Source organism: Vulcaniibacterium gelatinicum, assembly GCF_008033445.1.
GTDB lineage: Bacteria > Pseudomonadota > Gammaproteobacteria > Xanthomonadales > Xanthomonadaceae > Vulcaniibacterium_B > Vulcaniibacterium_B gelatinicum.
On sequence record NZ_VNKO01000005.1, the window covers coordinates 33,146 to 54,201 of the forward strand.

The following is a 21,056-nucleotide window of genomic DNA, read 5'->3' on the forward strand; positions in this document are numbered from 1 at the left end:
GCGGAGCGCAACCATCTTCCGGTCGCCGCGAACGGCGCCGCAGGAATTGGCACCTCGACCCGCTCGCGCGGACCCGGTTGCCTCGGCTTCACAGGGCCTGTCCCTCAGCCGATCTCGATGGATGGGCGCAGCTTGCCGGCCGCACCGCGCGTTGTCAATCGCTTCATCTGCATGAAGCGATACGCTACGGTACGGCCCCGCTCCGTTCGGCCGTCGCCTTCACGCATACTTCGCCGATGCCCCATCGCCATCCCTTCGCCCTCGCCTGCCTGCTCGCCGCCCTGCTCGCGGCCTGCGCCAGCCACCCGCCCGCCCCTGCCGCCGCCCCGCCCGCCGCCGCGCCGGTGGCCCCGGCGCCGCAGGTCCTGACCGTGACCGAGGCCTACATCAGCGTCGAGACGCCCGAGGAGGAACTCGACTCGCTCGCCACCTGGGTCGGCGAGGACGGCCGCGTGCTGGTGCTGGCCACCGCCAAGTCCACCCACCGCCTGGTGCTGTACGACGGCGACAGCGGCGAGCGCCTGGGCACGTACGGCGAGGAAGGCGCCGCGCTCGGCCAGTTCGACCGCCCCAACGGCATCGCGGTGCAGGGCGACCACGTGTTCGTGGTCGAACGCGACAACCGCCGGGTGCAGGTGCTGGCGCTGCCGGAGCTGCGCCCGGTGGGCAGCTTCGGCGAACGCGAACTGCGCAGCCCCTACGGGATCTGGATCGCCGAGACCGAGCCGGGCGAGCTGGAGGCCTACGTCACCGACAGCTTCATGTACGGCCCGCATTACGACCAGGTGCCGCCGTTCGAGGAACTGAACCAGCGCGTGCGCCGCTACCGCGTCCATTTCGACCAGGACGGCCGCCTGCGCGCGCACTACGCCGGCGCCTTCGGCGACACCCGGCCGGAAACCGCGCTGCGCATGGTCGAATCCATCGCCGGCGACCCCGCCAACGACCGCATGCTGATCGCCGACGAGGACCGCCGCCACGTCTCCACCCTGCGCGAATACACCTTCAGCGGCCGCTACACCGGGCGCAGCCTGCCGCAGGACGCGTTCGGCGCCGAGGCCGAGGGCGTGGCGCTGTGGACCTGCCCGGACGGCAGCGGCTACTGGATCGCGGTGGACCAGCTCGCGCCGCTGACCATCTTCCACCTGTTCGACCGCATCACCCTGGCCCCGCGCGGCAGCTTCCAGGGCCGCGTCACCGCGTACACCGACGGCGTGGCGCTGCACGCGCCGGCCACCGCGCGCTTCCCCGGCGGGGTGCTGTTCGCGGTCCACGACGACAAGGCGGTCACCGCCTTCGACCTGCGCGAGGTCGCGCGCACCCTGGGCCTGTCCCCCGCCTGCACGCAGTAGCCGCGATGTCCGTCCGCCCCGCCCTGGCGACCGCGCTGTGCGCACTCGCGTTCGCCGCGCACGCGGGCAAGGTGTACCGCTGGACCGACCGCGACGGCGTGGTCCATTACGGCGACCGCCCGCCGCAGGGCGTCGCGGCGACGCCGCAGGACCTGCGCGTGCTGCGCACCCCGGCCGAACCCGACGCGCTGGTGCGGCTGCGCATGCAGCGCGGCGAGGCCGAGTACCTGGCCTACGCCGACAACACCCTCGCCGGGCCGGTCGAGGTGATGCTGCACATGACCCGCAGCCGCAACGTGCTCGGCGACCCGCCGCTGCCGGCGCGCGCCACCGTGCCGGCATACGGCTCGACCCTGGTCGCGCGCCTGTTCATGGCCGACGACGTGGGCAGCGGCGAGTTCGAGCTGCGCCTGGAAGCCGTGCCCGGCGACCCGTCCGCGCGCCCGCAGGACGTCGAGTACCTGCCGCCGCTGCGCCTGCCGCGGCTGACGATCGCGCAGGGCTACGGCGGCCGCTTCAGCCACACCGACCCGCAGAACCGCCATGCACTCGACTTCGACGCCCCGGCAGGCACCCCGGTGTACGCCGCGCGCGGCGGCGTGGTGATGCAGGTCGAATCCGATTTCGACAAGGCCGGCCTGAACCGCGAGAAGTACGGCGGCCGCGCCAACTTCATCCGCATCCTGCACGACGACGGCAGCATGGGCCTGTACGCGCACCTGCAGCCCGAGGGCGTGCTGGTGCGCATGGGCCAGCGCGTCCGCGCCGGCCAGCAGATCGGCCTGTCCGGCAACACCGGCTACACCACCGGCCCGCACCTGCACTTCGCCGTCCAGGTCAACCGCGGCATGCGCCTGGTCTCGATCCCCTTCCGCATGCGCCTGCCCGGGCTGGGCGGGGGTGTGCGGTGAGGGGATTTTTGATCTTTCTTCTATAATCCCACCCCTCCCCGCACCCCCAGGCGCCCACGGCGCCCGTCGCCATGTCCGACGTTTCCACCGAAGCCGCCCGCCGGCGGACCTTCGCCATCATCTCGCACCCCGACGCCGGCAAGACCACGCTGACCGAGAAGCTGCTGCTGTTCGGCGGCGCGATCCAGATGGCAGGCAGCGTCAAGGGCCGCAAGGCCGCGCGCCACGCCACCTCCGACTGGATGGCGCTGGAGAAGGAGCGCGGCATCTCGGTGACCAGCTCGGTGATGCAGTTCCCGTACGAGGGCCGCATCGTCAACCTGCTCGACACCCCCGGCCACGCCGACTTCGGCGAGGACACCTACCGCGTGCTCACCGCGGTGGACAGCGCGCTGATGGTGATCGACGTGGCCAAGGGCGTGGAGGAGCGCACGATCAAGCTGATGGAGGTGTGCCGCCTGCGCGACACGCCGATCATGAGCTTCGTCAACAAGCTCGACCGCGAGGGCAAGCCGCCGATCGAGCTGCTCGACGAGATCGAATCGGTGCTCGGCATCCAGTGCGCGCCGGTGACCTGGCCGATCGGCATGGGCCAGCGCCTGAAGGGCGTGGTGCACCTGATCACCGGCGAGGTGCACCTGTACGAGCCGGGCCGCAACTTCACCCGCCAGGACTCCACCATCTTCGCCTCGCTCGACGACCCGGAGCTTCAGGCGCGCATCGGCGCCGACATGCTCGCCGAGCTGCGCGAGGAGCTGGAGCTGGTGCAGGGCGCCTCGCATCCGTTCGACCAGGCCGCGTACCTGGCCGGGCGGCAGACCCCGGTGTTCTTCGGCTCAGCCGTGAACAACTTCGGCGTGCAGCTGCTGCTCGACTTCTTCGTCGAGCACGCCCCCGAGCCGCGCCCGCGCGCCACCACCACGCGCGAGGTCGGCCCCTACGAGCCGCACCTGACCGGCTTCGTGTTCAAGATCCAGGCCAACATGGACCCGCAGCACCGCGACCGGGTCGCGTTCATGCGCATCTGCTCAGGCAAGTTCACCGCCGGCATGAAGGCCTTCCACGTGCGCAGCGGCAAGGAGGTCAAGCTCGCCAACGCGCTGACCTTCATGGCCAGCGACCGCGAAATCGCCGAAAGCGCCTGGCCCGGCGACGTGATCGGCATCCACAACCACGGCACGATCTCGATCGGCGACACCTTCACCGAGGGCGAGATGCTCGGCTTCACCGGCATCCCCAACTTCGCCCCCGAGCTGTTCCGCCGCGCGCGCCTGCGCGACCCGCTCAAGCTCAAGCAGCTGCAGAAGGGCCTGGCCCAGCTCTCCGAGGAGGGCGCCACCCAGTTCTTCCGCCCGCTGATGAGCAACGACCTGATCCTGGGCGCGGTCGGCATGCTGCAGTTCGACGTGGTCGCCTACCGCCTGAAGGACGAGTACGGCGTGGACGCCGCGTTCGAGCCGGTGAACGTGGCCACCGCGCGCTGGATCCGCTGCGACGACCCGAGGAAGCTCGAGGAATTCCGCGAGAAGCACGCGCCGAACCTGGCCCTGGACGCCGCCGGCGAACTGGTCTACCTCGCCCCCACCCGGGTCAACCTGCAGCTCGCCGAGGAACGCTCCCCCGGCGTGCGCTTCCTCGCCACCCGCGAGCATGCGCACGCGGTGGCGGCGGACTGACGCTCAGCTGGCGATGTAGCGCTGCAGCTGGTCTATCTCGGCCTGCTGGTCCTCGATCACGGCCTTGACCAGGTCGCCGATCGAGACCACGCCGAGCACCGCGCCGTTCTCCACCACCGGCAGGTGGCGGATGCGGCGGTCGGTGACCAGCTGCATGCACTGGTCCACGGTGTGCGACAGGCCCACGGTGATCACGTCGCGGGTCATGATGTCGCGCACCGGGGTGGTGGCCGAGGAGCGGCCCTGCAGCACCACCTTCCGCGCGTAATCGCGCTCGGAGACGATGCCGACCAGGCGGCCCTCCTCCATCACCAGCAGCGCGCCGATGCCCTTGTCCGCCATCAGCCGGATCGCCTCCAGCACCGGCCGGTCGGGGCCGATGGCGAAGACCTCAGGCGCTTTCGACTCGAGCAGGTGACGTACCGTGCGCATGGCCCCCTCCCTCACCAGACTGGCTCTGCGCCGAGCATACTCCTGCCGGGGGCTGCCACGTGTCCACGAGGTACAAGGGGCGCTGCTTGGCCTCCTCGTACAGCCGGCCCAGGTACTCGCCGATCATCCCCAGCGCGATCAGCTGCACCCCGCCCAGGAACAGGATCACCGCCATCATCGTCGGCCAGCCCGCCACCGGGTCGCCCCACAGCAGCGCCTTGACCACCACCCACAGCGCGTAGGCGAAGGCCAGCAGGGCGGTCGCCAGGCCCAGGTACGTGGCCACCCGCAGCGGCGCGGTGCTGAAGCTGGTGATGCCCTCGAGGGCGAAGTTCCACAGCCGCCAGAAGTCGAACTTGCTGCGCCCGGCCGTGCGCGGCGCGCGCTGGTAGGGCACCGCGCAACGGTTGAAGCCGACCCAGCCGAACAGCCCCTTCATGAACCGGTGCCGCTCGCGCAGTTGCCGCAGCGCGGCCAGGGCGCGCGGCGAGAGCAGGCGGAAGTCGCCGGTGTCGCGCGGGATCGGGGTGCGCGACAGGCGCCCGATCACGCGGTAGAAGGCGTGCGCGGTGGCGCGCTTGAGCCAGGTTTCGCCCGCGCGCGCGATGCGGGTGCCATGCACGTCGTCGTAGCCCTCGCGCCACCTGGCCACGAACTGCGGGATCAGCTCCGGCGGATCCTGGCCGTCGGCGTCGAGGATCACCGCCGCCCCGGCCTCGACATGGTCGAGCCCGGCGGTGAGCGCGGCCTCCTTGCCGAAGTTGCGGCTCAGCCGCAGCAGCCCCACCCGCGGATCGGCCGCGGCCAGCCGCTGCAGCACCGCCCAGGTGCCGTCGCTGCTGCCGTCGTCCACGTACAGCACCCGGCCGTCCACCGCCTGCTCCGCCGCCAGCCGGTCCAGCACCGGCGCCAGGCGCGCCTGCAGCAGCGGCAGGGCCTCGGCCTCGTTGCAGGCGGCGACGACGACGGTGAGCAGGTCGCGGGTCATGCGCGGATGGTAGCTGTCATACGGCCCCGGGCATAATTCCCGCCCCTGCCCCGGACGCGCGCCCTGCGCATCTGGACCCGCACCACGGAGCCGGCCCCGGCCATGCCCAAGCGCGTCCTGTTCGTCTGCGTCGAGAACGCCAACCGCAGCCAGATGGCCGAGGCCTTCGCCCGCCTGCGCGGCGGCGATGCGGTAGAGGCCCACAGTGCTGGTTCGCGCCCATCGGGGCGGATCAATCCGAAGGCGGTCCGGTACATGGCCGAGCTGGGCTACGACCTCACCGCACACCGCTCCAAGTCGCTCGACGAGGTCGCCGGGCTCGAATTCGACGCAGTGGTGACGATGGGCTGCGGCGACACGTGCCCGTGGGTGCCGGCGAAGCGGCGCGAGGACTGGGCCCTGCCCGATCCGCGCGAGCTCGACGACGACGCCTACCGCGCGGTGCGCGACGAGATCGACGCGCGCGTGCGCGCACTGCTGGCCTCGCTGTGAGCACGCGGGGCACGCCGCGGCCGGTGCTGGCAGCGCACCGGATCTGCGCCGTTCACTCCAGCGTGCGCAGGTACGCCGCCCCGCCGAGCTGACGCATCTGGCGCTGGATCGCGCGCGTGCGCCGCTGCACGTACGGCCCCGGCCGCGCGGCGCTGTAGCGCTTCGGGTTCGGCAGCACCGCGGCCAGACGCGCGGCCTCGGCCGGCGTCAGCCGCGCCGCGTCCTTGCGGAAGAACGTGCGCGCAGCGGCCTGTGCGCCGTACACGCCGTCGCCGAACTCGGCCACGTTGGCATAGACCTCCAGGATCCGCCGCTTCGGCCACAGCGCTTCGATCAGCACCGTGTACCAGGCCTCCAGCGCCTTGCGCGCCCAGCGCGTCCAGCCCTGGCCCTGCCACAGGAACAGGTTCTTGGCGGTCTGCTGGCTGATCGTGCTCGCGCCGCGCAGCCGGCGCACCGGCTGATTGCGCCGCTCCGCCCGTTCGATCATGCGTTCGTTGTGCTGGCGCGCCTTCTCGATCGCGGCGAAATCGAACCCGTGGTGGGTGGCGAAGTTCTGGTCCTCCGCCGCCACCAGGGCCACCGGCAGGTGCGGCGAGAGCGCGCCGAAGTCGCGCCAGTCGTAGGCAATGCGGAAACCGAAGTCGCCCGTGCCCCAGGCCCCGAGCGCGCGCGCGGCCATGAACGCGCTGAACGGCGGATCCACGAAGCGCAGCACCAGCACCTGCAGCACCGTCACCGCCACGAACAGCACCGGCACCAGCAGCAGGCGCCGGCGCCACCGCCGCCACCACGCCCCCCGCGCTTGCGCCTTCGTCATCCCGCCCCCATCTGGCAGCACCCTGCCATCGCCACACGAGGCGCGCATTGTGCCGGACGCCGCACCAGCCGATGCACGCCGCACGCCATACTGTGCCCATGACCGACGTTTCCATGCCCGGCGCCGACCGGCTGCTCCGTTTCCTGCTCCCCGCGGCCGGCGTACGCGGCGTGTACGTGCGCCTGGACGATACCTGGCGCCAGATCCGTGCCCGCGCGACCTATCCCGAGCCGGTCGCACGGCTGCTCGGCGAGACCTGCGTGGCCGCGGCCCTGTTCACCGGCCACGCCAAGGTGGACGGCCGCCTGTCGATCCAGCTGCGCGGCAACGGCGCGCTGCGCACCCTGTTCGCCGAGTGCACCGCCCGGGGCACCCTGCGCGGGATCGCCCGCTGGGACGAACAGGCGGCACCACCGGAGACCCTGCGCGAGCTGGGCCCGTCCCCCCTGCTGGCGATCACGATCGAGAATCCGGCCCACGGCGGCCAGGAGCCGCAGCGGTACCAGGGCCTGGTCGGCCTCGACGCCGACCGCCTCGACGAGGCCTTCGAGGGCTACTTCCGCCAGTCCGAACAGCTCCCGACCCGCCTGCTGCTGGCCGCCGACACCGGGCGCGCGGCCGGCCTGATGCTGCAGCGCCTGCCCGGCGACGGCGGCGACGCCGACGGCTGGGTCCGGGCCGGCGCCCTGTTCGACACCCTGCCGGCCACCGAACTGCTCGCCGTCCCCGGCGAGGAACTGATCCACCGCCTGTTCCACGAGGAAACCCCGGAACTGCTGGCCAGCCGCAACCTGCACTTCGGCTGCTCGTGTTCGCGGGAGCGGGTGGCGGCCATGCTGCAGTCGCTGGGGGAGCAGGAGGCCCAGGCCGCCGTGGCCGGCGACCAGGCCGTGATCCACTGCGAATTCTGCGGGCAGACCTACCTGTTCTCCCGTCCCGAGATCGAGGCCCTGTTCCGGCCGCCGCCGGGCCTGGTCGCCGCTCCCGAACGTCTGCAGTGAGAACCGCGCCTCGGCCCCAGGATTGTTAAATAAACATAAAAGGAGTAGGCTTCCTCCTGTCCCCGCCCCGGGCGGGAACTTCGCCGGATTGCCCCGGTCTCACGCTCGCCATGCGCCGTACCCTCCGTTCCCTGCTGCCGAGCCTCGTCCTTGCCGTCGCCACGGCGACGGGCGCGCATGCGCAGTCCCGCAGCGAAAGCACCGTGCTCCCGGTCTGGAACGAGTCCGGCAAGGTCGAAGCGCTGCTCCTGCTGCAGCCAGCCGAAGGCACCAACATCGGGCCCCGCCTGCGCTTCGGCGGCGGCAACACGCTGGACGCCGCCTTCGGCCTGCGCGACGGGCGCACGCTCGGCCTGCTGTGCAACAGGGCCAACTCGCTGGGCGCAATCTCGCAGCTTGCCGACCACTGCATGCTCGCGGCGGTCGGCAGCGACGATGGCCGCCACGCTGCCGCCGGCGCCGCCCTCACCCGCGGCAGCCAGCGCTTCGGCGTCAGCATCGGCAGCGGCAGCGGCTCCCTCCCGGCCTGGCTCAGCCCTGGCCGCAACGGCCGCGTCGAGATCAACGACCTCGCCCTGTTCGGCCAGAAGGAGCTCGGCCGCGAGGCCTTCGTCTCGATCGGCGGCACCGTGGCCCGGGCCAGGCTCATCCCTGCGACCGATGCCCCCGGCCTGGCCGACGAGTGGACCAGCAAGACCCTGAGCCTAGGCGGCGGCTACGGCGCGTTCAGCGCCAATGTCATCGGCCGGGTGGTGGATGTGCCGGGGCGCAAGGGCGAGTGGCGTGGCTTGGGCCTGGGCATCACCTGGCGCACCCCGTGGAGCGGCCAGGTCACGGTCGGCGCCGACAACCTCGTCACCCGCGGCAAGAATCCCTTCTCGCCGTCCAACGAAGACGAGGGCACCGTGCCCTACGTACGCTACGAGCAGGATCTCTGAACCTTCCCGGCCAGCCCCTCCGCGGGCAGGCGCCAGCGCATCGCCACAGCGGCCACGGTCGGCGCTCTTACCACTCATCGGCCGACATTTCAAGCCACTCCGCCGCCGCGTCGAGGGCTTGTTAACAAGCCTTTAATTTTTTCGCCATGGCGACTACCATCGGCAAGACCTTGCCGGATGTGGCGTCCTGGTTGACTCCTGCCGGGGGGTTCCCATGGGAAACACCCAGATCCACTTTGGAGAGAGAGAGATGCGACTGAAGCGAACCAAGCTACGCGACGCGATCGCCTTCGCGCTCGTCGTCGGCACCAGCGGTTTTGCTGCCTCTGCCCTTGCGCAGGAGACAGCAACCGAACAGTCCCAGCAGGGGCAGGAAGAAGCCACCCAGCTCGACACCATCGTCGTCACCGGTACCCGCATCCAGAGCCAGGCGATCACCGCCACCAGCCCTGTCGCGGAAATCGGTCAGGAAGAGTTCAAGGCCACTGGCGCCACCCGGGTTGACGACCTGGTCAACCAGATGCCGCAACTGGCGCCGTACTTCGACTCGTTCGCCAACAACGGCGCGACCGGCTATCCCACCGCCGACCTGCGTGGCTTGGGCACCAACCGGACCCTGGTGCTGGTGAACGGCCAGCGCCTGCAGCCCGGCACCGCCTTCGCCCGTGACCTGAGCCAGGTGCCTGCGGGTCTGGTCAAGCGCGTGGACATCCTCACCGGTGGCGCCTCCGCCGTGTACGGTGCCGACGCCGTGGCAGGCGTGGTCAACTTCATCCTGGATGACGAGTTCGAAGGCTTCCAGGTCAACGTCGGTTACTCCGCCTACCAGCACGAGAACGACAACAGCTACATCCGCCCGCTGCTCAATGCGCGCAACTTCGCCTTCCCGGATGGCGACTCGGGCTTCGACGGCAAGTCCCGCAACATCGACCTGATCTGGGGCAGCAGCTTCGCCGACGGTGCCGGCCACGCTTCGGCATGGCTGACCTGGCGGCGCAACGACCCGCTCTACCAAGGGCAGCGCGACTACTCCTCCTGCGCCCTGAACGCTGCAGGCACCGCGTGCGGCGGCTCGGCCACGGCCGCCAAGCCGAACTTCTTCGTCATCGGCAGCGGTTATGTCGGCTTCGCCAACATCCGCAACAGTGACGGCCGCTGGCTCCGCGGCACGGGCGAGCTGTACAACTACGCCCCGCCGAACTTCTACCAGCGTCCCGAGGATCGCCTGAACTTCGGCTCGACCATCAAGTTCGAGGTCAACGAGCACTTCCGCCCGTACCTCGAGGCGATGTACACCAACCGCACCAGCGCGATCCAGATTGCCGAATCCGGCACCTTCTTCGCCGATGCGCTGGATCTGAACTGCAGCGACCCGCTGTTGCGCACGATGTGCGCCGACCTCGGCATCAACCCGGCGAACCCGGTCACCGTCTATGTCGGCAAGCGCAACGTCGAAGGCGGCCCCCGCCACTTCGAGACCAAGGACTCGTCCTACCGAGTCGTGACGGGCAGCGAAGGCTCGATCAGCGACTACTGGTCCTACAACGTCGCGGCACTGTTCGGGCGCACCAATTCCACCACGGTCGGCACGAACGACTTCCTGTCCAACCGCATCGTGGATGCGCTGCTCGGCTGCCCCACCGGTTCGTTCTCGGGCTGCATTCCGTACAACGTCTGGGTGCCGAACGGCGTGACCCGCGAAGCCGCCCAGAAGCTCGCCGGCACGTCCATGGGCGTGACCGAAACCAAGCTCACGGGCATCAACGGTTACGTCACCGGCGACCTCGGCTTCGGCCTGCCGTCGGCCGGCGGCGACACGATCGCCCTGGTCGCGGGCGCCGAATGGCGTGAGGAAGAGTTCTCGTTCACGCCCGACAACGATTCGCAGGCCGGCAACTTTGCGGGCGCTGGCGGTCCTTCGCTGCCGCTCTCGGGCCAGACCGAGGTGAGCGAAGTCTTCCTAGAAGCCGCGGTGCCGCTGCTCAAGGACGTGGGCATCATCGACCGCTTCCACGTTGACCTGGGCTACCGCCGCTCCGACTACGACCGCTCCGGCACGGCCAATACCTACAAGGTGGCCTTCGGCGGCGAGTTCCTCGAGAACTATCGCATCCGCGGCGGCTACAACCGCGCCATCCGTGCGCCGAACATCGGAGAGCTGTTCGCCCAGCAGCAGATCGCGCTGTTCAACGGCACCGACCCGACCCCGGAGTTCACCCTCGCCCAGTGCCAGCGCACCGGCGTGACCGCGGGCCAGTACGGCAGCATCCCGGCCAGCCCGGCCGACCAGTACAACCAGTTCACGGGCGGCAATCCGGATCTGCGTCCGGAGCAGGCCGACACCTATACGCTCGGCTTCGCTGCGACGCCGATCGAGGACCTCGAGATCGCCGTCGACTACTTCGACATCAAGCTCGAGGAACGCATCGGCACGATCGGCGCAAACACGATCCTGCGCTTCTGCGGCCAGACCGGTGATCCGTTCCTGTGCTCCAAGGTCAAGCGCAACCCGGCCACCGGCGACCTCTGGATCGGTGACAACCCCGCCACCGCCGGCCATGTCGTGAACCTGACCAGCAACTTCGGCAACCTGCGCGTGCGCGGCATTGACCTCAACCTGCGTTATGGTTGGGACATGTTCGGCGGCCGGGCTACCGCGTCGTTGGTGGGCACCCGTGAGCTGGAGTCTCGGGTCGAGCCGCTGCCGGGCGTCAACGACGCCGCCGCATACGATTGCACCGGCTTGATCAACGTCTCCTGCCAGAATCCGAAGTGGCGCCACATCGCCAACTTCCGCTATGCCCGCGACTGGTGGAGCGTGAACCTCCGTTGGCGCTACTACGGCTCGATGGACTACATCAACACCGATGGCACCCGCGGCACCCAGGACCGCATCCTGGTCAACGCCGGCAACAAGCTGAAGGCGTACAACTGGTTCGACCTGTCCGGCACCGTGCAGATCGGGGAGATGGCCGATTTCACCATCGGCGTCAACAACATCCTGGACAAGGAGCCGCCGATGGTCGGCACGCCGCTGGCGCTGAACGCGAACGCCCCGGGCGGTTACGACCAGGCTGGTCGTTTCATCTTCACGAGCCTGACCCTGAAGTTCTGATCTTCCGGATTCGATCGGTTTTGCAAGCACTTGGCGGCGGGCCTCGGCCCGCCGCTTTTTTGTTGGCCGCTCCAGGCGCCACTGCTTCCGGCATGGAGCGATGTGGCCTGCCGACAGGCCATCACGACAAGTCACCGTCTGTTGCGCACTGCCTTGGGAAGGCGCATATTCCGGCACTCGAGCAGCGGCTCCTGTGGAGAATCAACCATGAAACCCAACCTCATGCCCGTAGCCGGGCTCCTGTTGGCGGCAGGGGCGGCCTCGGCTGCATCGCAGCCCCCCGCCCCCGGCCGGCCGGCCGGGGGGAGCGTCGTGCCTGCTGTCACCCAGGCCCCGGGCGAAGAAACGACCCAGGAAGATGGCGACAAGGTGCGTTGCAAGCGCATGGCCACCACCGGCAGCCGAGTGGGCAAGATGGTCTGCCACACGGAAGAGGAATGGGCCGCGATGCGGCAGGGAGCCAGGCAGTTCCTGCGCGACATCGATGCAGCCGGAGGTCCCGCGCCCTTCGGAGAAGGGAAAGGTATCCGGACACCTGTCGGCGAAGGACTCTGATGGGCTGTCGCCTCAGCCCTCGGCTCAACCCTCGGCGTGGAACTCCCGGGTCGCGGCCGATAGCACCCTGACCATCTCACGCTCGCCCGCCGACAGCAGCGGGTTCCACACGTCGAAGATCAGCACGACCCGCAGCTCGTCGCTGTCGTTGCGAGCCTCGTGCTCGATGGTGTCGTCGAAGATCAGGACTTCGCCGACCTTCCATCGGCGCTGCTCGAAGCCGACCCGATAGAGGCAGTTCTCGGGCACGATCAGCGGCAGGTGCACCACCAGGCGGGCGTTGGTCTCGCCGTGGTGGGGCGGGATGTGGGTGTGCGGCGCCAGCGCCGAGAACATCGCGTTCGGGCACAGCCCGCCGATGTCGGCCATCCCCACCTCGCGCAGCGCCTCGGTGGTGATGGGACAACGCGCCTGGTGCTCGGCTTGCGGTGCGCCGTTCTGCCACAGGAAATAGCTGCTCCAGCGGGGGGAGTGGTTGAGTTCGCGCCACTGGTTCACCGGGGTGCCGGGCGCATAGGCCACGTACGGCCGGAACTCGTCCTTCTGCTCGGCCAGGAGCCCTTGGAGCTCGGCGGTGATGGCCTCGGTTTTCGCCTCCAGCGCTTCCACCCAGGGGAATGCGTCGTGCTCGAAGAAGGGGATCGCCGGCAGCCTGGGGACATGGAGCTGGTTGCAGACCGAGGGGAACGGGCGTGACAACCCGCACAGGATGGCGCCGGCCTCGCGCCAGCGCTGGGCCTCGACCGGGTTGAGCGCCGACAGCGGCGTGCCCATGCGGTCGGAGACGAATGCAGCGAGTTCCTGCGCGTGCTGCAACACCCGGGCGCGCGCATGCAGGAGCTGGTCGCGCAACAGCGGCGGCCACTGCGGCTCCGGGGGAGCGACGGCGAGTGCATTGCGATAGATGGCGGCGGCGAGCCTGCCCCGCCCGTGACGCTCGAAATGGTCGCCCTTCGCCAACAGGGCCGGAAGGAAATACGGATCGGCGGCCAGCGCATCCTCGATCGCCTTCAGCTCGCCTGCGCTGTCACCCAGCTCGCGCAACACCACGGCCAGGCCCATGCACGCCATCGGGACCTGCGCTTGCGGCATCACCGCCAGCGCCGATTCCAGCCACTGCCTGGCCTCGGCGAGCTGGCCTCGCTTCATCGCGTGCATGCCCAAGCTGTACAGGGCCTGCGGATGCGACGGATCGGCGGCATGCACCTGCCGCCACAGCCGCTCGGCTTCGTCCCAACGTCCTTGGTGGATGGCGGCGCCGGCCGCCTCGACCCATTGCTGGATGCTGTCGCTCACGCCCATGTCCGAGTGCCAAAGCGCATCGCGCGCCGGGCTGACAAGCATATCGCGAATGGCGGGCGTGCCCGGCGGCGCAGGCTAGGCCACCGGCCCGGACGGGACCATGTCGAAGGCGATCGTGACGCGCGGTTCGGTGTCCTCGAACGGCACGGTGCCGTGCCAGAGGTAGGACGGAAACAGGGCCAGCCGGCCCGGTTGCGGCTGCAGCACGCGGCGCGGCGGCAAGCCCAGACCGAGCTCCAGCGGCGGCTGTCCGAACTGGATGTGCCCGGCGTGCGGATCGCCGCCCTGCGGGCTGCGCACCGACGGCGGCAGCGCGACGTAGAACGCCGAGCTCATCCAGCCCTGCGGATGGATGTGGTTGACGTGCCGCCCGGACGACCACAGCTTCACTGACCACGAGCCGGTGAAGCGCACACTGCGCGCGCGGTGGCGCAGGAACGGATGGGCAGGGTCGGCCGGCAGGCTGGCCAGCCAGCGCTCGACGGCGCGGCGCATGGCCTGCTCGGTGGCGGCGATCACCGGGTCCGGCCGGCCGAACAGGCGGCCGGGCGTCTGTGATCCACCGCGCAGGCTCTGCTGCACCGGCTCGCGCACGGCGCGGTGCATCGGCGCAAGCACCGCAGACAGGTCGGTGAGGAACGTCTCCAGGTCGGCATAGCCCGGTGGAGGCTCGACCTCGACCATGCCGACCAGCCGCTCGTAGTCGCACAGCCAGTGCTCGCGCGGGTCGTCGAGCAGGCGCCAGGCGGTGCCGAGGTAGGCCCAGGCTTCCTGGTTGCGGGGATCGAGCGCGGTGGTCTCGATCGCGCGCACGGCAGCGGCGTCCCATTGCCCCGCCTTGAGCAGATGGCGCGTGTAGGCGTTGAGCAGGGACGGATCCCGGCGGCCACCCTCCCGATACAACTGTGCGTACAGGACACCGGCCTGGTCGGCACGGCCGAGCCGTTCCAGCGCGTCGGCCTCCAGCCGTAACAGGACGGGATGCGGCTGCCCGCTGCGGGCACGCAAGGCGTGGATGCGCTCCAGCGCACGCTCGGCCTGGCGCGCTTCGATCAGGAACCCGACGTAGGACAACTGCAGGGCCTCATTGTCCGGCTGTGCCCGGACGGCGGCATCGAAACCGGCCAACGGATCTTCCTCCGGGGTGAGGGGGGAGCCATGCTCCCAGAGCAGATGCGCCAGGGTGAGGTGGCCGGGCACGAACCGCGGATGGCGTGCCGTCACCTCTCGCGCGCGGGCGATGGCCTCCTCCACCCGTCCCAGATCCAGCAGGGCACCGGCGATGGCATCGGTCAGCTCCGGGCCGTCGTGGCCGGCCTGACGGGCACGTTCGTAACACTCGAGCGCCTGTGCCGGCCGGCCCTGCAGCCTCGACACCGCGCCGAGATTGATCCAGGCGGAGGCCGAGCCCGGATCCAGGCTCACGGCCTTGCGCAGCGCGGCTTCCGCGGCCGGTAGGTCATCGGCGGCACGGTGCAGGGCCCCCAGGCCATGCCAAGCCATGGCGGACTCTGGTTGCAGGGCCACCGCCCGCTCCAGTGCGGTGCGCGCCTGCGGCAGCCGCTCCAGCTCCAGCTCGGTCAGGCCCAGATCCAGCCAGGCTTGTGCATGCTGCGGCGCCGCGATCACCGCCCGGCGCCAGAGCGGCACCGCCTCCTCCTGCCGGCCGAAGCGGCGCAGGAACGTGGCGAAGTTGGCCAGTACGTGCGGATGGTTCGGTGCCTGCGCGAGCGCTCGCCGGAACGCCTGCTCGGCAGCCGCAGGATCCCCTGTGCGCAGCAGGCACAGGGCGGTCAGGTGCAGGGCATCGGTAGCGAACGGCGCTTCCTCGGCCAGACGCCCCGCGATCGCCAGAGCGTCGCCGAAGGCGCCCTTGCGGAACAGGGCCAGCGCAGCGTCGAGCTGCTGCGACTGGGCCTTGGTCAACGTCTGCTGCGGCTGCACGGCGGAGATGGGCGAGGACGGACCGATCACTCGATGCGCTTGACCCGCAACGGCACCCGACCGGGGGTGATCAGGATGAACGAGCTGAAGGCGGCGTCCTTGATCGCCACACGATCCCCAACCTTCACCACCCCGAGGACGTTGGCGTCGGTCTGGCGCCAGATCTGACCGTTGTCGAGCGTGAACGTGCGGCCTGCACCCGGGCTCCCGGTCACCGAAACCACCGTGGCCTCGATGCGGTCGGGTGGCTGTGCCCGCGCCAGGGCGGGGTTGCGCGCCCGCACTTCCTGTGCGGTGAGGCCGAAGTCCTGCGCGGCCTGCTCGGCCAGGACCTCGGTGCCCGCCGTCGGCGGGAAGGCCCGGTCGTAGCAGGCCAGGCGCTCGGAGGGGTCCGCTACTCCGGCACAGGGGTGGGAGGCGGACGACGATTCGGCGGCGCCGGCCGCGGTGGCCGGCACGACCAGCACCAGGAACGCGGCCAGGCGCATCACGAGTTCCGACATGACGCAGCTTCCTTCTGCCGGGCAAAGGGATCGGCCGGCGTATCATAGCCGCGCGCCGGGCACCGTTCGCCCAGGCCGCAGCCCCGCCCACTCGCGTGTCCTTCCGGAGTACCGCTGTCTTGAGCCTGGAACATTGGGAAGCCTATTACCGCGGCGGCGCGCTCGCGACCTGCCCGACCAGCCCGGAAGGCGGCTATGACCTGGAACTGCGCGAGGTCTGGCGTGACTTCTTCGCACCCTTGCCGGCTCAGGCGCGTCTGCTCGACATCGGCACCGGCAACGGCGCAGTGGCCCTGATCGCCGCGGAAACCGCCGCCGCGCTCGGCAGGCGCTGGGAGATCCACGCCACCGATCTGGCGCAGATAGACCCGCCCCGCCATGTCCCGGGCGGCGCCGAGCGCTTCTCCGGCATCACCTTCCATCCGGGCGTGGCGACCGAGCAGCTGCCGTTCCCGGAGGCGCACTTCGACGCCGTCAGCGGCCAGTACGCCCTGGAGTACTCGGATACGGCGCGCGCGCTGGCGGAACTGGCCCGGGTGCTCAAGCCCGGCGCACGCGCGCAGTTCGTGCTGCACCATGCCGAGTCGCGGCTGGTGTTGACAGGAAAGGTGTCCCAGCGCGAAGCCGAGCTGGTGTTCAACGAACTCCGCGTGTACCGCCGCCTGCGCAAGCTCCTGGCCGGCGAGCGGATGTCGGCGGACGCCGCCCAGCGCGCGGGCGTGGAGGTGCAATCGGCGATCCGCGCGCTCAAGCTCGCCCTGCCGCAAGCGCAGCAGTCCGGCGGGGGCCGGATGCTGGCCGTCACCCTGGACGCGGTGCGCAAGCTGATGGAAATGCGCGCCGAGGCACGTCCCGAACTGGTCGGGCTGGAGATCGACCGGGCCGAGAACGAGCTGCGCGCCGGGGTGCGACGCCTGAACGATCTCGTCGTCCATGCCTGCAGCAACGAACGGATGACGGAACTGGAAGGACAGGCCGCCACCGCGGGATTCGAGGTCCTCGAGCGCGTTCCGCAGTACCACGCCGGCGCCAACCTGGTCGGCTGGCGCCTGGTGCTGCGGCGCGCCTGAGGCGCCGCTCGTCCGCCCGATGGACGCCCCGGCCGAGCTCCTGCAGCATCAGGCCCTCGCCCTGCTCCGGCAGGGGCACCATGCCGAGGCGATCGCCGCCTACCGGCGCCTGCTCGCAGCACACCCCGGACTGGCCGACGCCTGGTACAACCTCGGCTACCTGCTGAAGGCGGAGGGTCGTTTCGACGAGGCCCTCGCCGCCTACGGCCGCGCGCTGGCGCTGGGCATCGCGCAACCGGAAGAGGTGCACGTCAATCGTGCGGTCATCCACGCCGACCATCTGCGTCGCGATGCCGAAGCCGAGCGGGAACTGCAGGCCGCGCTCGCGCTGCGTCCGGATTACGCCCCCGCGCTGCTCAATCTGGGCAACCTGCACGAGGAACGCGGCGAACGGGCACAGGCGATCGCCTGCTACGAACGCCTGTTGGCCCGACCGCCGTCCGACCCGCGCGAACGTGACCTCGGCAGCGAGGCGCTCGCACGCCTGGCGCATCTGCGCCCGCCTTCAGCGCAGGACGACCCGTTGCTCACGCGTCTGGAAAACGCTGCTGCCGAGGCAACGGGCGAAGAGGTGCGCGCCAATCTGCTGTTCGCGCTCGGCCGCGCCTTCGACCGGCTGGGCCTGTACGACCGCGCCTTCGACGCCTTCGTCCGTGCCAATCGCAGTGCACGCAGCCTGTCATCCGGCTACGACCTTGCAATCGCCCAGCGCAGGACCGACGCCCTGATCGCCGCCTTCGCAACACCAGCGGCCATGCCTGCGGACCGTACGCCGCTCCCGCCCGAGCCGCTGTTCGTCTGCGGCATGTTCCGTTCCGGTTCGACCCTGGTGGAGCAGGCGCTCGCCGCACACCCGCGCATCACCGCCGGTGGCGAGCTCGACTTCCTGCCGCGGCTGGCCGCAGGCCCACTGGCCCCGTTTCCCGCCAGCATGGCCGTGCCCGCGCCGGAACGGGACGCGGCCCTCGCCGACGCCTACCGCGCGCACCTGCTGCGGCTGTTCCCGCAGGCGACGGCGAGTGCATATGTCACCGACAAGCGCCCGGACAATTTCCTGCTGATCGGCCTGATCAAGCGCCTGTTCCCGCGCGCGAAGATCGTCCACACCGTGCGTCACCCGCTCGACAATGGCCTGTCGCTGTTCATGCAGCACCTCAGCCCTGCGGTCGCCGCCTATGCCAACGACCTGGCCGACATCGGTCATCACTACGGCGAGTACCGCCGCCTGATGGCGCACTGGAAGACGCTCTACGCCGACAGCATCCTCGACTTCGACTACGACGCCTTCGTGCGCGATCCGGAACCGGCGCTACGGCGCCTGTTCGACTTTCTCGGCCTGGAGTGGGATCCGCGCTGCCTCGATTTCCACCAGCTCGGCAACACGGTCAAGACCGCGAGCTACTGGCAGGTGCGCAGACCCCTGTACGCGGAGGCGTCCGGGCGCTGGCGACATTACGCGCGGCACCTCGCACCATTGCGCGAGGCGCTCGCGCGCGCCGGCGTGGCCGCTCCCGAAGCGGACTGACTAGCCCAGCTCCGCCGCGATCCGCCGCTGCTCGTCCTTCAGCGCCTGCGGCATGCGCGGGCCGTAGCCCTCGAGGTACTCGCCGATGCTGGCGAACTCGGCGCGCCAGCCGTCGCGGTCGAAGCCGAACAGCTTCGCGCGCGCCTCCTCGCTCAGGGCCACGCCGTCCAGGTTCAGGTCCTCGGGGCGCGGCAGGGCGCCGATCGGGGTCTCGACCGCGCCCACGCTGCCCTCCACGCGCCGCAGCATCCACTCCAGCACGCGCAGGTTGTCGCCGAAGCCGGGCCACAGGAACTTGCCGTCCTCGCCCTTGCGGAACCAGTTGACGTGGAAGATCTTCGGCAGCTTCGCGCCGGGGCGGTCGAACGACAGCCAGTGGGCGAAGTAGTCGGCGAAGTTGTAGCCGCAGAACGGCTTCATCGCCATCGGGTCGCGGCGCATCACGCCGACCGCGCCGGTCGCGGCGGCGGTGGTCTCCGAACCCATCGCGGCGCCGATCAGCACGCCGTGGGTCCATTCGCGGGCCTCGAACACCAGCGGCACCAGCGAGGCGCGGCGGCCGCCGAACACGATCGCGTCGATCGGCACGCCGTGCGGGTCCTCGGCCTTGGGCGACCAGCTCGGGCACTGCTTCGCGCTGACCGTGAAGCGCGCGTTCGGGTGCGCGGCCGGGCCGTTGGCGGGGTCGTAGGGGCGGCCGCGCCAGTCGTATGCGGGAGTGCCGTCCAGGCCTTCCCACCACGGCTGGTTGTCCGCGGTCACGGCCACGTTGGTGAAGATGGTGTTGCGCCGGATCGTGGCCAGCGCGTTCGGGTTCGACCACAGCGAGGTGCCCGGGGCCACGCCGAAGAAGCCGGCCTCGGGGTTGATCGCGTACAGGCGGCCGTCGGGACCGGGGCGCATCCAGCAGATGTCGTCGCCGATGGTCCACACCTTCCAGCCGTCGCGGCGGTAGCCCTCCGGCGGGATCAGCATCGCCAGGTTGGTCTTGCCGCAGGCGCTCGGGAACGCGGCGGCGATGTAGCGGGTCTCGCCCTGCGGGTTCTCGATGCCCAGGATCAGCATGTGCTCGGCCAGCCAGCCCTCCTGCCGCGCCTGCCAGGAGGCGATGCGCAGGGCGTGGCACTTCTTGCCGAGCAGGGCGTTGCCGCCGTAGCCGGAGCCGTACGACTTGATCGTCAGCTCCTCGGGGAAGTGCATGATGAAGCGGCGGTTCGGGTCGAGCTCGCCGGTGGAATGCAGGCCCTTGACGAACGTGTGCGTCCGCTCGCCGCGAGCGGCTCGCTCGGTGCCCTCGCGCTCGATCCGGGCCAGCGCGGCGGCGCCCATGCGGGTCATCAGGCGCATGTTGGCCACCACGTAGGGCGAGTCGGTGATCTCCACGCCGCAGCGCGACAGCGGCGAATCGATCGGGCCCATGCAGTACGGGATCACGTACATGGTGCGCCCGCGCATGCAGCCCGCGAACAGCGCGTCCATCTTCGCGTGCGCCTCGGCCGGGGCCATCCAGTGGTTGTTCGGGCCGGCGTCGTCCTCGCGCTCGGTGCAGACGAAGGTCAGGTGCTCGACGCGGGCCACGTCGTCCGGGTGCGAACGGTGCAGCCAGCTGTCCGGATGGGTCTGCTCGTCGAGCTTGAGCAGGGTGCCGTCGGCCTGCATCTGCGCGATCAGCGCCTCGTTCTCGCGGTCGCTGCCGTCGCACCAGTGGATGCGGTCGGGCTGGGTCAGGCGGGCGACCTCGGCAACCCAGCGGTTGAGGGCTTCGAGCTGGCTGCCGGCGCGGTTGCCGTCGGCGTGGTCAAGGATCGCGGCGTTCAAGGGACTGCTCTCAGGACGAAGGGATCAGGGTGGCCATCACGTGCTCGACATAGGCCTCGAACTGGTCGTGGTCGAGCCGGGGGGTGTGCAACTGCAGGCTCAGCTGGAGGAAGCCGACATAGGCCGCGTAGGCCAGGCGCGCGCGGTGCTGCGCGTCGGTGCGGCTCAGGCCGGCCTGGCGGAAGGCGGCGGTGAGGTAGTCGAAGCGGCGCTGCGAGACGCGGTCGATCACCGGCTTGACCAGCGGGTGGTCGAGCGCGCGCAGCAGCTCGGAGTAGATCTTGTGCGAGACGGCTTCATGGGCCACGAGCTGGAACAGGGCGCGCAGGCGCTCGCGCGGGTCGGGCACCTTCTCCAGGTTGCCCCAGACGGTCTCCTGCTCGAGCCGCTCCCAGCGCTCCAGCGCCGCCTGCAGCAGCGCGTCGCGGGAGGGGAAATGCCAGTAGAAGCTGCCCTTGGTGACGCCCAGCCGGCGCGCCAGCGGCTCCACCGCCACCGCGGCGACGCCCTGCTCGGCGATCAGGTCGAGGGCCGCCTGGGCCCAGTCGTCGGCGGTGAGGCGGCCGGTGCGCGGCTCGCTGCGGCTGGCCAGTTCGGTCATCGCAAAAGTTTAC

At 70.3% G+C, this 21,056-nt stretch carries 18 protein-coding genes and 1 riboswitch; of the genes, 10 read left to right on the forward strand and 8 right to left on the reverse strand.

The annotated features are described in order from the left end of the window. Window positions 1-8: 8 nt before the first annotated feature. Window positions 9-124: riboswitch (SAM riboswitch) on the reverse strand. Between the two features lie 112 nt (window positions 125-236). The 3 genes from FPV26_RS04400 (at window position 237) to FPV26_RS04410 (ending at window position 3,939) form a co-directional block, all read left to right on the forward strand. Next, entirely contained in the window at window positions 237-1,352 is a 1,116-nt protein-coding gene (locus FPV26_RS04400; protein ID WP_147652508.1) for an NHL repeat-containing protein, read from the forward strand. 5 nt (window positions 1,353-1,357) lie between these two features. Next, window positions 1,358-2,263, forward strand: coding sequence for a peptidoglycan DD-metalloendopeptidase family protein (locus tag FPV26_RS04405; protein ID WP_147652509.1), 906 nt, complete (start codon window positions 1,358-1,360; stop codon window positions 2,261-2,263). Between the two features lie 71 nt (window positions 2,264-2,334). Next, entirely contained in the window at window positions 2,335-3,939 is a 1,605-nt protein-coding gene (locus FPV26_RS04410) for a peptide chain release factor 3 (protein ID WP_147652510.1), read from the forward strand. Between the two features lie 3 nt (window positions 3,940-3,942). Here FPV26_RS04410 and FPV26_RS04415 read toward each other — a convergent pair whose 3' ends face one another. Next, window positions 3,943-4,371 (reverse strand): CBS domain-containing protein, encoded by a 429-nt coding sequence (locus FPV26_RS04415; RefSeq protein ID WP_147652511.1) that lies wholly within the window; start codon window positions 4,369-4,371, stop codon window positions 3,943-3,945. Next, the gene (locus FPV26_RS04420; protein WP_147652512.1) at window positions 4,331-5,359 is read right to left on the reverse strand and encodes a glycosyltransferase family 2 protein; all 1,029 of its coding nucleotides are present in this window, start codon (window positions 5,357-5,359) and stop codon (window positions 4,331-4,333) included. The genes FPV26_RS04415 and FPV26_RS04420 overlap by 41 nt, the downstream gene beginning before the upstream one ends. Before the next feature lie 102 nt (window positions 5,360-5,461). On the opposite strand from FPV26_RS04420, the gene FPV26_RS04425 reads away from it, so the two are divergent. Then, window positions 5,462-5,851: an arsenate reductase ArsC gene (locus tag FPV26_RS04425; RefSeq protein ID WP_147652513.1), complete on the forward strand. Its 390-nt coding sequence runs from the start codon at window positions 5,462-5,464 to the stop codon at window positions 5,849-5,851. Window positions 5,852-5,903: 52 nt separating this feature from the next. Here the strand turns inward: FPV26_RS04425 and mtgA are convergent, their stop codons facing one another. Then, on the reverse strand, window positions 5,904-6,671 hold the full coding sequence (gene mtgA, locus FPV26_RS04430; protein ID WP_147652514.1) for a monofunctional biosynthetic peptidoglycan transglycosylase: 768 nt from the start codon (window positions 6,669-6,671) through the stop codon (window positions 5,904-5,906). 113 nt (window positions 6,672-6,784) lie between these two features. On the opposite strand from mtgA, the gene hslO reads away from it, so the two are divergent. The 4 genes from hslO (at window position 6,785) to FPV26_RS04450 (ending at window position 12,280) form a co-directional block, all read left to right on the forward strand. After that, entirely contained in the window at window positions 6,785-7,672 is an 888-nt protein-coding gene (gene hslO, locus FPV26_RS04435; RefSeq protein ID WP_147652607.1) for an Hsp33 family molecular chaperone HslO, read from the forward strand. A 110-nt stretch (window positions 7,673-7,782) separates the two neighbouring features. Next, on the forward strand, window positions 7,783-8,610 hold the full coding sequence (locus tag FPV26_RS04440) for an XOO1806 family protein (RefSeq protein WP_147652515.1): 828 nt from the start codon (window positions 7,783-7,785) through the stop codon (window positions 8,608-8,610). Between the two features lie 250 nt (window positions 8,611-8,860). After that, a complete protein-coding gene (locus tag FPV26_RS04445; protein WP_147652516.1) occupies window positions 8,861-11,725 on the forward strand; it encodes a TonB-dependent receptor domain-containing protein in 2,865 nt (954 codons plus the stop codon). A gap of 207 nt (window positions 11,726-11,932) precedes the next feature. Beyond that, window positions 11,933-12,280 (forward strand): hypothetical protein, encoded by a 348-nt coding sequence (locus FPV26_RS04450; RefSeq protein WP_147652517.1) that lies wholly within the window; start codon window positions 11,933-11,935, stop codon window positions 12,278-12,280. 24 nt (window positions 12,281-12,304) lie between these two features. On the opposite strand, the gene FPV26_RS04455 is transcribed toward FPV26_RS04450, so the two are convergent. The 3 genes from FPV26_RS04455 to FPV26_RS12615 all read right to left on the reverse strand — a co-directional run bounded on the left by FPV26_RS04455 (window position 12,305) and on the right by FPV26_RS12615 (window position 16,029). Continuing rightward, entirely contained in the window at window positions 12,305-13,576 is a 1,272-nt protein-coding gene (locus tag FPV26_RS04455; RefSeq protein WP_246109205.1) for an aspartyl/asparaginyl beta-hydroxylase domain-containing protein, read from the reverse strand. An 81-nt stretch (window positions 13,577-13,657) separates the two neighbouring features. Beyond that, window positions 13,658-15,526, reverse strand: a complete 1,869-nt coding sequence (locus FPV26_RS04460) for a tetratricopeptide repeat protein (protein WP_181952551.1) — start codon at window positions 15,524-15,526, stop codon at window positions 13,658-13,660. A gap of 26 nt (window positions 15,527-15,552) precedes the next feature. Next, window positions 15,553-16,029 (reverse strand): hypothetical protein, encoded by a 477-nt coding sequence (locus FPV26_RS12615; RefSeq protein ID WP_181952552.1) that lies wholly within the window; start codon window positions 16,027-16,029, stop codon window positions 15,553-15,555. A 119-nt stretch (window positions 16,030-16,148) separates the two neighbouring features. On the opposite strand from FPV26_RS12615, the gene FPV26_RS04465 reads away from it, so the two are divergent. Then, window positions 16,149-17,099 (forward strand): class I SAM-dependent methyltransferase, encoded by a 951-nt coding sequence (locus tag FPV26_RS04465; RefSeq protein ID WP_181952553.1) that lies wholly within the window; start codon window positions 16,149-16,151, stop codon window positions 17,097-17,099. Between the two features lie 19 nt (window positions 17,100-17,118). Beyond that, on the forward strand, window positions 17,119-18,624 hold the full coding sequence (locus FPV26_RS04470; RefSeq protein WP_147652521.1) for a tetratricopeptide repeat-containing sulfotransferase family protein: 1,506 nt from the start codon (window positions 17,119-17,121) through the stop codon (window positions 18,622-18,624). Here FPV26_RS04470 and FPV26_RS04475 read toward each other — a convergent pair whose 3' ends face one another. After that, window positions 18,625-20,442, reverse strand: a complete 1,818-nt coding sequence (locus tag FPV26_RS04475; RefSeq protein ID WP_246109206.1) for a phosphoenolpyruvate carboxykinase (GTP) — start codon at window positions 20,440-20,442, stop codon at window positions 18,625-18,627. Window positions 20,443-20,452: 10 nt separating this feature from the next. Further along, on the reverse strand, window positions 20,453-21,043 hold the full coding sequence (locus FPV26_RS04480; RefSeq protein WP_147652522.1) for a TetR/AcrR family transcriptional regulator: 591 nt from the start codon (window positions 21,041-21,043) through the stop codon (window positions 20,453-20,455). Between the last annotated feature and the right edge of the window lie 13 nt (window positions 21,044-21,056).

Excerpts from the sequence above, each read along its gene's own strand:
- FPV26_RS04425 (WP_147652513.1), top strand. The coding sequence starts at position 5,462 with ATGCCCAAGCGCGTCCTGTTCGTCTGCGTCGAGAACGCCAACCGCAGC.
- FPV26_RS04440 (WP_147652515.1), top strand. The coding sequence starts at position 7,783 with ATGCGCCGTACCCTCCGTTCCCTGCTGCCGAGCCTCGTCCTTGCCGTC.
- FPV26_RS12615 (WP_181952552.1), bottom strand. The coding sequence starts at position 16,029 with ATGTCGGAACTCGTGATGCGCCTGGCCGCGTTCCTGGTGCTGGTCGTG.
- FPV26_RS04445 (WP_147652516.1), top strand. The coding sequence starts at position 8,861 with ATGCGACTGAAGCGAACCAAGCTACGCGACGCGATCGCCTTCGCGCTC.
- FPV26_RS04400 (WP_147652508.1), top strand. The coding sequence starts at position 237 with ATGCCCCATCGCCATCCCTTCGCCCTCGCCTGCCTGCTCGCCGCCCTG.
- hslO (WP_147652607.1), top strand. The coding sequence starts at position 6,785 with ATGCCCGGCGCCGACCGGCTGCTCCGTTTCCTGCTCCCCGCGGCCGGC.
- FPV26_RS04405 (WP_147652509.1), top strand. The coding sequence starts at position 1,358 with ATGTCCGTCCGCCCCGCCCTGGCGACCGCGCTGTGCGCACTCGCGTTC.
- FPV26_RS04420 (WP_147652512.1), bottom strand. The coding sequence starts at position 5,359 with ATGACCCGCGACCTGCTCACCGTCGTCGTCGCCGCCTGCAACGAGGCC.
- FPV26_RS04410 (WP_147652510.1), top strand. The coding sequence starts at position 2,335 with ATGTCCGACGTTTCCACCGAAGCCGCCCGCCGGCGGACCTTCGCCATC.
- FPV26_RS04480 (WP_147652522.1), bottom strand. The coding sequence starts at position 21,043 with ATGACCGAACTGGCCAGCCGCAGCGAGCCGCGCACCGGCCGCCTCACC.
- FPV26_RS04450 (WP_147652517.1), top strand. The coding sequence starts at position 11,933 with ATGAAACCCAACCTCATGCCCGTAGCCGGGCTCCTGTTGGCGGCAGGG.
- FPV26_RS04470 (WP_147652521.1), top strand. The coding sequence starts at position 17,119 with ATGGACGCCCCGGCCGAGCTCCTGCAGCATCAGGCCCTCGCCCTGCTC.
- FPV26_RS04415 (WP_147652511.1), bottom strand. The coding sequence starts at position 4,371 with ATGCGCACGGTACGTCACCTGCTCGAGTCGAAAGCGCCTGAGGTCTTC.
- mtgA (WP_147652514.1), bottom strand. The coding sequence starts at position 6,671 with ATGACGAAGGCGCAAGCGCGGGGGGCGTGGTGGCGGCGGTGGCGCCGG.